Below are 12902 nucleotides of genomic sequence, written 5' to 3' on the forward strand. Positions count from 1 at the left end.
AGGACGGGAAGAACACAAACAGCAAATTAAACCGAATGTTACAAAGAATTCAATCTGTATTATTACTACTTGCAATCCTGATCAACTTCGCGACTTTATTTGTCCCAATGTGGCAACACAGTGCAGGATTGGATACGGAAATTGTCTCCGGAATGCGGATTTCCTCTGTAGATCCTATTTCCGATGAAGCCCGGCAGGAATTTTTTTACCAACACAGAGAGCCCCTGAAAAATATCGCTCATATAGCTTTTTTTGCACTTGTGCTGATCTCCGGGATATTTACAGTGTATGTGATCTTTCGCTACGACGACCGAAAGAAACAAATTCGCCTGGCTTACCTCAGTATTGGTATGATCATGATCGAAATTCTTGCCTTCGTGCTCCTTACCCTTCAAAAACCTACACTCATTTTGGGGGGAACCGCCAATTCCATTGCCCTTTTTGGTTTTGCCTTTCCGGTAGCTGCAATTGTTCTGGTATGGCTGGCGATTAATCGCATCAAAAAAGATGAAGAGCTGGTTCGTTCTATTGACCGAATCCGCTAAATAACCCGGATTATTCAACTTTTGAAGGGAATTTATTAAAATTTCACATAAATTTTTTATTGAAATTTGAATTTCTGGCAAATATTTTAATATATTTGCAAAATATTTTGATACAAAATAGTAATCTTATATTATCACAATGAGTATCACAAAAAAATTTCTCAAGTCAAAGTCTGTCTGCAAAGTTACTTTCCGCTTACCTAAAGAGGCGGTTTCCAATGCTGATTCTGTAAGCGTTGTCGGTGAATTCAACGAATGGAATCCCAGCGCAACTCCCATGAAATCCTCCAAGAGCGGAGAATTCTCCACCACACTCGAACTCGAACAAGGAAATGAGTATCAGTTCCGCTACCTGATCAACGGTCAGGATTGGACCAACGACAATGAAGCTGATAAATTTGTTTCCTCTCCTTATGGCGACGCACAAAACAGCGTAATTGTATTGTAAAAATTACCAAATCTTAACCAGGGCCCTTCTGTTTTTTCAGGAGGGCCTTTTTTTATAAAAAAATAACCTCATTTATCGCCTGGCTTACTTTTGGGTTTAACTTTCGTTGTTATAATTGGTTTTTATTCCCGATTATCTCAAAATAGTTGTCCTATGCACGGCCCATCGTTCTCCTGGTTTCTTAGCACACTGGCAATTTTTGTTTCTGTTATTCCTTCCGTATTCTCCCAGGTCCACAAATTTCCCGATCATGGGGGGAAAGGCGTTCCTGGTGCATTTCCCTATTCGTTTGTTTTCGGTTGGGGTGGGGTAGAAGGTGTGTTGAGCTATCAATATGTGATCAGCGACAACCCGCTCTGCTTTTCAGGCTGCTCGGGGGATACCCGTGAAGGATTTACCCCGGATACATTTTTGGTTGCCTATAATATGGAACCCGACCGCTGGTATTACTGGATTACCCGCATGATTATGGTCGATGGTGATACGAGTGAATGGTCGCTTATTTCTTCGTTTCTCACAGAAACCCCTGAAAATTCCGCCAGAATGGTAAGCATGGGCGGAAACCCTGTCTCCGGAAGGCAAATCCCCTTGCGTTTTAACTGGGCATTAAATCCCGAAGCAGCTCGTGTAACCTATAAAATTTATAATCTTAGCGGAACTCTCCTGGAATCCGGGACGTTTTCCCGCTCTGTGGGTTTCAGACTGGAAGAAAAAATAATTCCTGTACCTTATTTTACTCCAGGCTTATATATTCTGGAGGTGGAGGTGGGAAATAATCTCAACAATTTCAACAACCATTTTACCATCAAGGTTATCCTGCTTTGACTATGGTAAAGTTTAACGAAACGTTGATTGCCCTGCTAGTGGTGGCTGTGCTATTATTGCGTTGGGGAACCCAGCCTGCAATGGCTCAATGCTGCTCTCCTGGTAATCCGGTAGGTGGATTGGCAGCTTTAGGAACAAATGAAGAAGGTTCCTGGCAAATGATGCTAAACTACCGTTATGGTTATTCCGGTACTTATTTTATGGGAAATCAGCCTGTTCCGGCTCAGTTTATCCGCAGCGGAAATTATAACCATGTGGGCGTTATATTCTCGTATGGACTTACAAACAAGCTGACGATAGATGCTGAAACCGGGTATTTTATCAATAAGACGCAATCATACGTTGCAGGTATTCTGCCTGAAAAACTCTCAGGCCACGGCCTTACCGATCTGAACCTTCAGATCCGGGTACAATTGTGGCGGAATCTTCTCAAAGATGCCGAAATAACTTCTGGGGCAGGGATAAAAATTCCGGTAGGCCGACACGACCAAATGGACCAGGGAGCGAGACTAACGCGCGATCTTCAACCCACGACCGGCTCTTATGATTTTGTACATAGTTTATTTTTGTATCGGGGGTTTCTCTCTGAGAAATTTCGCACATTCTTTTCTACCCGGCTGGAAATCAAAGGATTAAATCCTGATCGCTACCGTTACGGACATCTCTTGTCGGCTTCAGGCTTTTTCTCGTGGAGTCCCTCGCTTCGCTGGACTTTGGTATCTCAGCTCCGCGGAGAGTGGAGGGGGAGAGATACCCGGCTGCTTTCGGGCTCCGGTATCCCGATCGATGACCTCCGGGAGATTGTCATTCCTACCGGCTCGCGTAAAGTTTTTTTTGTTCCTCAACTCACGTATTCCCTCACGCCTGATCTGTATCTTTCCCTGCTGGCAGATATTCCCTTATATCAGTTTTATTTTGACCAGCAATTGGCTACAACTACCGCTCTTACCCTGAGTCTTCAGACCAAACTTTGAATAAAACGGTATCCTGTACGGGACATCCTTATCAATTATCCTTATCTTTGCTGAAAATTACTGGTGAATGCGGGCGCTTTTTGCATTAAATCCTTATATCTGGAAATACAAGCAACATTTGTTGCTGGGCATTCTGTTTGTGACGCTGTCCAATTTATTTGCTGTGTATCCTGCGCAGATTGTCCGGGGGGCCATTGATATGGTCGGGGATGTGCTGAAGTTTTACAAACTGTTTGAAGGGTTTTCGATCGGAGACGATATTCGGCATATGCTGGTCGGCAGTCTTTTGCTTTTTGGCGGACTGGTGATTCTGATGGCCGTTATTCGCGGGGTATTTTTATTTTTTACCCGTCAGACAATTATCGTGATGTCGCGGCTGGTGGAATACGACTTCCGCAATGATATTTATGATCATTTTCAGCAACTGTCGCTTAGCTTTTACCGCCGCAACCGCACGGGCGATCTGATGGCGCGGATTTCTGAAGATGTCAACCGTGTGCGGATGTATCTGGGACCGGGGATTATGTACACAATGAATACGATTACCTTGTTTGTTGTAGTCGTCATTACGATGCTGATGGTAAATCCCGGCCTCACGCTGTACGCGCTGATCCCATTGCCGATATTGAGTTATCTGATTTATTATGTAGAATCGTTGATCCAAAGCAGGAGCGAAAAAATACAGGCTCAACTTTCCCGTCTGACGACGTTTACGCAGGAAATTTATTCGGGTATCCGTGTGGTAAAAGCTTATGTAAAAGAAAAAGAGTCTTCCGAAAAATTTGTGGAAGAATCTCAATTGTATAAAGTGAAATCCATGTCTCTGGCCCGGGTAGATGCGGTATTTTTTCCATTGGTCGCTTTGCTTGTGGGTATGAGTATGTTGATTACCGTTTGGGTTGGGGGCGAAAAGGTAATTGGCGGGTCATTGTCACTGGGGAATATTGCCGAATTTATCATTTATATCAATCTCCTCACCTGGCCGATCATCGCTGTGGGCTGGGTAACTACCATGGTACAGCGTGCTGCCGCCAGCCAGGTAAGGCTCAACGATCTGTTGAAAGAGCGTTCGGAAATTCGTTTTCCCGAATCGGGCAAATCTGTTGAAACTGCATCTTTGACATTTGATGAGGTCAGTTTTCGTTATCCTGACACGGGCATTCAGGCATTGCAGGATGTATCTTTTCACCTTGAGGCCGGTCAAAAACTAGGTATTGTCGGTCCGACTGGTTCGGGGAAATCCACGCTTTGCGCGATGATTCCGCGATTGTTTGATGCCGATCATGGAGAAATTGTACTCGATGGACTGGCGCTCAAACAGTATGGAAAGGATGAATTGAGGCAGGCAATTGGTTTTGCTCCCCAGGATGTGTTTTTATTTTCTGCGACAGTACGCGAAAATATCGCCTTCGGCAAACCCGATGCCACCAGCGAAGCGGTGGAAGAAGCGGCCCGCTGGGCTTCTATCTATGATAGTATCGCCGATTTCCCCAATGGTTTTGATACAGTGGTGGGCGAAAGGGGCGTGACCTTGTCGGGGGGGCAAAAACAACGTATTTCCATCGCCCGGGCATGGGTAAAAACTCCCAAACTTCTGATTCTAGATGATGTGTTGTCCGCGGTGGACACTGGCACGGAAGAATCCATTCTTCGCAGTCTCCGTCAGTTTCGGCAAGACCATCCCGAAGTAGCCGTTATTCAGGTAGCTCACCGTATTTCCTGTATTCAGGATGCAGATCTGATCCTTGTCCTGGAAAATGGCCGTATTTCTGAGTCCGGCTCCCACGACGAATTGCTGGCTCAAAAAGGGTATTATGCAAGGATCTATGAAAAACAGCTGACCGAAGGACTCGAAACGGCGGAAGAATCAGAACCCTGATACAATTTGGCGGAATTATTCGTTCATTCTGTATGAAAACCCGATTGTTATCCATTGGATTTTTTCTGGCTTTTGTCTGTCTGAGCTGGCGCGGTGAGGATCATTACATGATCAACAATGATACTTTCCACAGAGGCGAATTCCTTAAGTTTCGGATTCACTACGGGCTGATTACTGCGGGTTTTGCCACGCTGGAGGTAAAAGAAGCGCGGAAAGTCGTCAATGGTAAGAATTGTTACCATATTGTCGGGCAGGGATTTACCAACGCTACTTTTGACGTCTTCTATAAAGTCAGAGACAATTATGAGACTTTTATGGATGAGGAGTCGATGCTTTCCCAGCAGTTTAACCGCTATATACGTGAAGGTGGATTTGAAAATTATTCTGAAACTCATTTTGACCAGCAAAACGGGAAGGCCTTATACATTGACCACAAAAAACGAAGGACAACCTACGATGTGCCTGCGAATATTCAGGATGTGATTTCCGCTTTTTATTATGCCCGGACCCGTTATGACCAGGATTCGCTAAAGCCTGGCGACAGAATTTCTTTACACAATTTTCTGGACAGGAAAAATTTTGGCCTTGAGGCAAGCCTTGTCGCCCGGGAGAAAATAAAAATTGACGGGAACTGGTACAATGCACTGAAAATGAATCTTCTGATAGAAGAAGCCGGATTGGTTACAGATGGGAGCACGATTGTCTTCTGGATTTCTGATGATGACAATAAAATCCCGCTTCGCATTCAGTCTGATCTGGCGATTGGTTCATTGAAAGCGGATCTCGTGGAATACCAAAATCTGCGCAATCCCTTCAAAGCTAAAATCTGAAGCACTTACAAAATACCAAACTGGTAACCCAGGCTAAAAGCCGTCTGGTATTGCCCGTTTTGTAAATTTTCAACTCCGTCAAAATATCCTTTTGGATTAAACTGCATCTTCTCAAAACCGGCAGATATGACGATATCGCCATTGTTGCCCACATTGTGCTTCAGGCGAAGCCCGCCACCATAAGTTTGGAACATATCAAATGTGTAACTCACATCTGGATAAGAACGGTTGGGCACAAATTGGTCATTGAAATACTGCATAAACCCTGCCTCTATGTAAGGCACCAGGTCGGTTCTTCGCGTGAGAATAAACGCATACTCTCCAATCAGCCCCACGGAATACCGGTTTTTAGGCTTTATTTCCCGGTTGATTTCCTCCATTACCCCGTCATAATTGGTACATACAAGCCGTCCCCACCGGTCTTTTTCACAAGTAGTATAGGGTTCCTGAATTTGCGTGTAGCGTTTTGAGGTCCAGTAAAAAAGATTTTCTACTCTTGCTGTAGTTCCCAGCCGGAACTGTTTAAACGCAAAAGTCAGTTCTGTACCAATACCTTTGGAGTTAAACTCTACATTATACCTGGAAGGATAGTTTGTTACGGGCAGCGTATAAGAATAGCTTATGCCCCCAAACCCGATGACGGTTTTAAACTGTAGAAATATGAGCTGTTTTTTTCGGGGAATGGCGTTTTTTGAAGAAGATTTTTCCAGATTCGCATAGTCGATTGAGGGAAGTGCCATTTCACCTTCCTGTTTGTTTTGTGCGATTTCCAGTTCAGGATCAGTGCTTACCTGAAACTCAGGGTTGAGAATATCGATTGTGTATTGGCGAAAATTATTGCCTGTTTTGGTAAATGTGAAGGACTGTACTTCGGTTTTTTCCGGAAATATGTAGCGGGAATTTCGGTCGTTGGTAAAATTTTTGTCCAGATTAAAGTCAAAAAAGTGAATGGGTTCATCACTGAAGTAATTGGCAACCAGCGTAATGAGCAGAATTCCTTCGGCTTCACCGGGCACTTCGAGATAGCTGACGCTGTAAACCACATCCTTTAATCCCGTAAGATCGGGAGGCCGTATCGTAACCTCTTCCGGAACCATATTTTTATAGGCGGGGTATCTTTCCCTGAATTTACTCAGATCCAATACCGTAGAGGAAAATGGGTAATATTGGGCGACCATCTGTTCTCGTTCCGTCTGGCCCGGCCGGTAATTTCGGTTGATATAAATCTGGTTCTGCGCAGAAATAATACCATTGATCACGAATAAGAGTAATCCGGTGAGGATGAAAGTTTTGATAATACGATTCATATTCAGATCGTGAAGCACAGTTTGGTTATAATTTTTCCCGTCGCAATTTACAAACAATCCTTGCAATAAAAGTGAGTTTTACAGATCAAATTTCCTCGTCTGTTACTCCATTCTGAATTGAAACCCGAGACTTACGCCTGCCTGGCGGTTGGTTGCATAGAGATTTTGCGGTGAAAACTGTTCAAAATATTCCCGTGGGCGAAAGCCCAGATTTGCGGCGTGGATGCCTGCAACAAAAGACATACTTCGATTGATATCCGTAACCAGCATCATACCTGCTTCAAAACTAAGATCCGGCCCCATCTGATAACTTCTTTCCGGATCCTGGTAGCGGGACGGAATGAATCCATTTCCCGTATAGATATGACCCAACGTCGCAAAATAAGGCAGCAAAAAAGTATAAGAGCTGATCCTGAATCCATATTCGGCAGTAAACCCATAGGAAAACCGGTTTCTGGGTAAAATGGCTGAGTTAAAGTCATATTTGATATTATTATACCACTTACAGTCGCCATTGTCATCACAGGCAAAAAATGGATCGCCCAGCCGGGTAGTTTTGGTAGAACTCCAGTAAAATATGTTTTCATACCGTCCCATCACACCTGCTTTAAACTGCCCCAAGCGGTAGGTTGCCTGTGCAGAAATACCTTTGGTATTAAAATCTACAAAAAACTTGGTAGGATAACCCGTTTGGCCGTTTTGGAAATTGTACTTCAGCGTACCAAAATCCACGGAAGCAAGAACTCTTATTCCCACATGACTGGATTCTCTCATATTACTGGCATACTGAACCGTATAGCGTTGATAGGCATCATAGTCAATCTGTCGCTGTTCCTTCCGTATATTGCGCTGGTCTTTTCGGTTGTTGTGAAGTGCAGCCTGCTGAATTTCTCTCTGATCTCCGGGGTTGAGAATACGAAGAATATAAGGATGTGAAGCATTTTGGTTGTTGGTAAATGTAAGCGTAGTAAATGCTTCATTACCAAAAACATAGGGCGGCCCGTCATTGGCATAATTCCGATCGAGATTATAATCAATAAAGTAGACAGGATCGGACGACTTAAAATTACCAATGATAAGGATTACCATTTTGCCGGGGCGGTTTTTCTCAGGAGGGAAATATGTGATACCATAGACGGTATCCTGCATTTGTGAAAGATCAGGTGGCAGAATGACAATTTTTTCCTGAAGTTCCAGCCTGGATGCGGGAAACGCATTTCTGAAGTGTGAAAGATCGAGAATATTGGATTTGTAGGGATAATACAGAAATACCATTTCCGACTCTTCTTCCTGTGCAGGCCGGAAGGTTCGGTTGATGGTCATGGTTTGCTGTCCGGCTGCATGTACAAAAATACCGATAAGGAGGGTAAAGATACATCCTTTCATAAGCAGTGGAGATTAAGGTTCAACCATCAATTTAGTTTAATTTTTGCTTTTTTTCCAACGAAATAATCGTGCAACTTGCCCATCATTTGAATGTCAGCTATGCCACTGTTAAAACAAAACGTTCAACTAAAACCCTACAACACCTTTGGACTTGCTGCTACGGCCAGATTCTGGCTGGAAATAGACTCAGAACAGGCAGCGATTGAGTTTCTGTCAGACAATATGCATGGTGAAGAACCCTTGTTGATTTTAGGCGGAGGAAGCAATGTTTTGCTTACTGGCGATTTTGACGGCGTGGTACTACACAATCGTATTCTTGGAAAGGAAATCGTTGGGGAGGACGAACAGTTTGTCTGGGTAAAATCGGGCTCTGGGGAAAACTGGCATCAGTTTGTGCTTTTTTGTATAGAAAATGGTTGGGGAGGAATCGAAAACCTATCATTGATTCCGGGGAGTGTGGGTGCTGCACCGATTCAGAATATCGGCGCTTATGGTGTCGAGATTAAAGACGTGCTCGATCATCTGGAGGCGATTCATATTCGAACAGGAGAAATTCACACATTCACAAATGCCGGGTGCCATTTTGGGTATCGCGACAGCATTTTCAAACAAGACTGTAAGGGCGAATTTATGATTACCCGCGTGGTTTTTCGTTTGTCAAAATACCCGGTAATCAATACGGCATACGGCGCGATCGCGGAGGAGCTGGCGGCGATTCCCGGCCCTCACGGAATCCGTGAGGTAAGCGATGCCGTCATCCGTATCCGGCAAAGCAAACTACCCGACCCGGCAGAGATCGGCAATGCGGGCAGTTTTTTCAAAAATCCTGTCGTGGATGCCCATGTTTTTGCACGCATACAGTCTGAGTATCCTCAGGTACCATCTTTTCCTGCCGAAGAAGGGCAAGTAAAAATACCAGCCGCCTGGCTGATACAGACCTGTGGCTGGAAAGGATATCGCGAAAATGATTTTGGGGTTCACAAAAACCAGGCCCTTGTTTTGGTCAATTATGGCCAGGCAAAAGGCAGCGAATTGCTCGCACTTTCCACCCGGATTATGGACTCTGTGAAAGAGAAGTTTGATGTTAGCCTGGAGCGCGAAGTAAATGTTATCGGATAAATCTTTGACGGGATATTAAAAACACTATTTTTTTCATACCTTTGCGGCGCGTTTTCACTCATTATCAATGATTTCCGGACAGAATACCTCAAGGTGGGGTTTCGGGCGGGAGTAAAGCAGGAGAAAGACAAATGGAAAATTTCACAGATATAGGCCTTCGCCCGGAAATAATTAAAGCCATTACCGAACTAGGCTACGAAAAACCAACCCCCATCCAGGAAAAAGCTGTCCCGGTTATTCTTACATCAGGCCGCGATTTGATTGCATTGGCTCAGACTGGTACAGGTAAAACTGCCGCTTTTGGTCTGCCACTGATCGAAAAGGTTGACACAGGAGTACAAAAAGTGCAGGGACTGATTCTTTGCCCGACCCGTGAACTGGGGATTCAGATTTATAACGATCTGGAAAGCTATTCTAAATATATCAAAGGACTGGGAATTACCGCAGTATATGGCGGTGCAAGTATGCGTGATCAGATTCGCTCCCTGCGCAACAATTGCCAGATCGTCGTTGGTACCCCCGGTCGTGTCCTTGACCTGATCGAAAGAGGTGCGCTTGATATCAGTTCGATTAGCTATCTGGTCCTTGACGAAGCTGATGAAATGTTGAACATGGGTTTCCAGAAAGACCTGGATGCCATTCTTTCGACTTCTCCTGCCGACAGACAAACTTTGCTTTTTTCGGCAACCATGCCGCAGGCAATTGCCCGCATGGCCCGCAATTATATGAACAAGCCGGAAGAAATTTCGGTTGGAACCAAAAATACCGGTGCGGCAAATGTCAAACATGAATACTTTATGGTTCATGCCAAAGACCGGTATGAAGCCCTGAAACGTATTGCCGATATTCATCCCGATATTTACGGGATTATCTTCTGCCGTACTCGTACTGATACGACGGAGGTCTCCCGAAAACTGATCAACGATGGCTATAACGCCGCCGTGCTCAACGGGGACTTGTCCCAGGCCATGCGCGACCAGGTGATGGATCAGTTCCGCTCCGGACAACTTCAACTCCTCGTCGCTACCGACGTGGCTGCGCGCGGACTTGACGTCAATGACCTTACCCACGTCATCAATTACCAGCTTCCTGACGAACTCGAAGTGTATATCCACCGCAGCGGACGTACCGGAAGAGCAGGTAAAAGTGGGGTTTCCATATCGATCATCCACACCAGGGAGATTCGCCAGATTCGTTTGCTGGAAAATATGTCCGGCAAAAAATTTGAACGGATGCAGGTCCCGACCGGTGAAGAAATCTGTGAAAAAAGACTTTACCAGCTTGTCAAAAAAGTGGAGAATGTAGAGGTCAATGAAAAACAAATTGCTTCATTTCTCCCCGCAATCAACGAGCAGCTCGAAGCCATGAGCAAAGAAGAGCTGATCAAACGCTTTTTCTCCGTAGAGTTTAACCAGTTTCTCGATTACTATAAAAATGCCCCCGATCTCAATATCCACGAAACAGAGAGAGGCGAACGTGGGGGAAGAGAGAAAATTGACTTCACCCGACTATATATCAACCTCGGCGAAAAACACCAGCTTCATGCGGCACGCCTCATGGGCATCCTCAATGACTATGTATCCAACCGGAGGTTCAGGATTGGGAAAATTGATATTCTTCGCAAGTTTTCTTTCTTTGAGGTAGATAGCCGTATCGCGCCTGATATCATCCGTTCTCTTAAAAATCAGGAAATTGAAGGGGTAACAATTGATGTAGAAGTAGCCAAGCCGGACTCATACCAGCAAAACGATCAGAAACCTGGAAAACCGTTTGGAAAGGGAAAACCATTCAAATCCGACAAACCATTCAAATCTGACAAACCGTTCAAGTCAGACAAAAATTTCAAATCGGATAAATCCTCAAATTCCTCCAAAACCACCTTTTTTGACGACAGTGGTGACAGCAAAAAAAGAAGGCGCAGACATAAGAAAGAGAATTAGGCCTGATAGGCTCCGGACTTTGTGCAGTAAAAATCAATAAACGCAATACTTTCTGAATTGCAGGATATTTGCCATAGGTATCAGGTGAAATATTTCCGGGCGATTGGTTCTGTATTGCGGGAATGGGTTACTGATGATTCCAGATATTGATTATCCCCTGCAAAATTTTCTGCTCATTCATTAGGCCTTATCGCTAAGACAAGCTAAATTAAGTTTTGGTTCAAAACGCTGAAGGTTCCTTCAGCATTCGGATGAAAACTTATGTCAATACTTATTCAAAACGGAAGAATTATCACCGCAGACGCTGACTTTACGGGTGATGTCTATATTGAGGGAGAATCCATAGTTGCGGTAGGTAAAAATCTGACCTTTCAGGCAGATGAGGTGATAGACGCCTCAGGTAAACTCGTGTTTCCCGGGGGAATAGACCCGCATGTTCACCTCGATATGCCCTTTATGGGTACTTATTCCAGCGATAACTACGAAACCGGTACCCGCGCTGCGCTGTTTGGCGGTACGACGATGGTGATCGATTTTATTCTTCAAACACAGGGAAAATCGCTGTATCATGCTTTGGGGGAATGGCAGGGGCGCTCTGAGGGCAATGCTTTTGGCGACTATTCTTTCCACATGGCTGTCACGGACTTTAATGAAAATACCCGTGCCGAAATCCGTGATATGATCGAAAAGGAGGGAATCACTTCCTTCAAAACCTTCATGGCCTATAAAGGCGCCCTGATGATCGACGACGGACAAATGGTCGATCTTATGCGCGAGGTGCAAAAACTCGGGGGAATGGTTACTGTTCACGCCACCAACGGCGATATGATTGACCGGCTGATTGCGCTTCACCGCGCAGCGGGAAAACTTTCTCCCTTGTACCATTACCTTTCTCAACCAGAAATCACGGAGTCAGAAGCCTCCGGCAGATTTGTGGATATGGCCTATTATACCGATGTGCCTGCATATATCGTACACCTGACCTGCGAAGGCGCACTCAATCAGGTGCGTGAAGCTACTGCCCGAAATCAGAAGGTATTTGTCGAAACCTGTATTCAATATCTTTTGCTGGACGCTTCGCTGTATGAAAAAGATTTTGAAGGTGCCAAATGGGTGATGAGCCCGCCGCTCCGACAGAAAAAAGATCAGCAAACGCTTTGGGCCGGGATCAATCAGGGACTGGTTCAGGTAGTTGCTACCGATCACTGTCCCTTTATGTGGGAACAGAAAAAAATGGGAGAAAAAGATTTCTCCAAAATTCCCAATGGCCATCCGGCCATTGAAAACAGGATGGAACTGCTGTTCTCCGAAGGAGTGGCCAAAGGCCGTATCAGCCTCAACAAATTTGTGGAGGTTTCATCTGTCAATGCCGCCAAAATCTTCGGTATGTACCCGCGCAAAGGCTGTATTGCGCCTGACGCTGATGCCGATATCGTTATTTTTGACCCCAACGAAAAACATGTCATCTCCGCAGCCACCCACCATATGAATGTGGATTACTCTGGATACGAAGGCTGGGAAGTAACCGGGAAGGTAAAAACAGTAATCCTGCGGGGGAAAGTTGCTATTGACAACGGAGAGGTGAAAATCTCCAAAGGTTATGGCCGGTTTATCCGCCGAAATAAAGTCTCTAAAACCATTTGAAATCA

Annotated in this window: 11 protein-coding genes; 9 read left to right on the plus strand and 2 right to left on the minus strand. The window is 44.9% G+C overall.

Annotation, left to right across the window (positions count from 1 at the left end; translation table 11 throughout):
• The first annotated feature begins 35 nt into the window (after window positions 1-35).
• The 6 genes from R3D00_12685 (at window position 36) to R3D00_12710 (ending at window position 5501) form a co-directional block, all read left to right on the plus strand.
• The gene (locus R3D00_12685; protein MEZ4774031.1) at window positions 36-545 is read left to right on the plus strand and encodes a DUF4293 domain-containing protein; all 510 of its coding nucleotides are present in this window, start codon (window positions 36-38) and stop codon (window positions 543-545) included.
• 139 nt (window positions 546-684) lie between these two features.
• Window positions 685-993 (plus strand): isoamylase early set domain-containing protein, encoded by a 309-nt coding sequence (locus tag R3D00_12690; GenBank protein ID MEZ4774032.1) that lies wholly within the window; start codon window positions 685-687, stop codon window positions 991-993.
• A gap of 153 nt (window positions 994-1146) precedes the next feature.
• The gene (locus R3D00_12695) at window positions 1147-1818 is read left to right on the plus strand and encodes a T9SS type A sorting domain-containing protein (GenBank protein MEZ4774033.1); all 672 of its coding nucleotides are present in this window, start codon (window positions 1147-1149) and stop codon (window positions 1816-1818) included.
• A gap of 2 nt (window positions 1819-1820) precedes the next feature.
• Window positions 1821-2792: a hypothetical protein gene (locus R3D00_12700; GenBank protein ID MEZ4774034.1), complete on the plus strand. Its 972-nt coding sequence runs from the start codon at window positions 1821-1823 to the stop codon at window positions 2790-2792.
• Window positions 2793-2859: 67 nt separating this feature from the next.
• Window positions 2860-4671: an ABC transporter ATP-binding protein gene (locus tag R3D00_12705; GenBank protein ID MEZ4774035.1), complete on the plus strand. Its 1812-nt coding sequence runs from the start codon at window positions 2860-2862 to the stop codon at window positions 4669-4671.
• A 32-nt stretch (window positions 4672-4703) separates the two neighbouring features.
• Window positions 4704-5501 carry a DUF3108 domain-containing protein gene (locus tag R3D00_12710; protein ID MEZ4774036.1) on the plus strand — a complete coding sequence of 266 codons (798 nt, stop codon included), beginning with the start codon at window positions 4704-4706 and terminating at the stop codon, window positions 5499-5501.
• A 5-nt stretch (window positions 5502-5506) separates the two neighbouring features.
• Here the strand turns inward: R3D00_12710 and R3D00_12715 are convergent, their stop codons facing one another.
• The gene (locus R3D00_12715) at window positions 5507-6808 is read right to left on the minus strand and encodes a hypothetical protein (protein MEZ4774037.1); all 1302 of its coding nucleotides are present in this window, start codon (window positions 6806-6808) and stop codon (window positions 5507-5509) included.
• Window positions 6809-6910: 102 nt separating this feature from the next.
• Window positions 6911-8194, minus strand: a complete 1284-nt coding sequence (locus tag R3D00_12720) for a hypothetical protein (protein MEZ4774038.1) — start codon at window positions 8192-8194, stop codon at window positions 6911-6913.
• Window positions 8195-8293: 99 nt separating this feature from the next.
• Between R3D00_12720 and murB the strand changes: the two genes are divergently transcribed.
• From murB to hydA, 3 genes are all read left to right on the plus strand, one after another.
• The gene (gene murB / locus R3D00_12725; protein MEZ4774039.1) at window positions 8294-9313 is read left to right on the plus strand and encodes a UDP-N-acetylmuramate dehydrogenase; all 1020 of its coding nucleotides are present in this window, start codon (window positions 8294-8296) and stop codon (window positions 9311-9313) included.
• A 131-nt stretch (window positions 9314-9444) separates the two neighbouring features.
• Complete coding sequence (locus tag R3D00_12730) at window positions 9445-11253, plus strand: DEAD/DEAH box helicase (GenBank protein MEZ4774040.1); 1809 nt, start codon at window positions 9445-9447, stop codon at window positions 11251-11253.
• A gap of 261 nt (window positions 11254-11514) precedes the next feature.
• Window positions 11515-12897 (plus strand): dihydropyrimidinase, encoded by a 1383-nt coding sequence (hydA, locus tag R3D00_12735; protein ID MEZ4774041.1) that lies wholly within the window; start codon window positions 11515-11517, stop codon window positions 12895-12897.
• Window positions 12898-12902: the final 5 nt, after the last annotated feature.

It is taken from the genome of Bacteroidia bacterium, from assembly GCA_041391665.1.
Lineage (GTDB): Bacteria > Bacteroidota > Bacteroidia > J057 > J057 > JAGQVA01.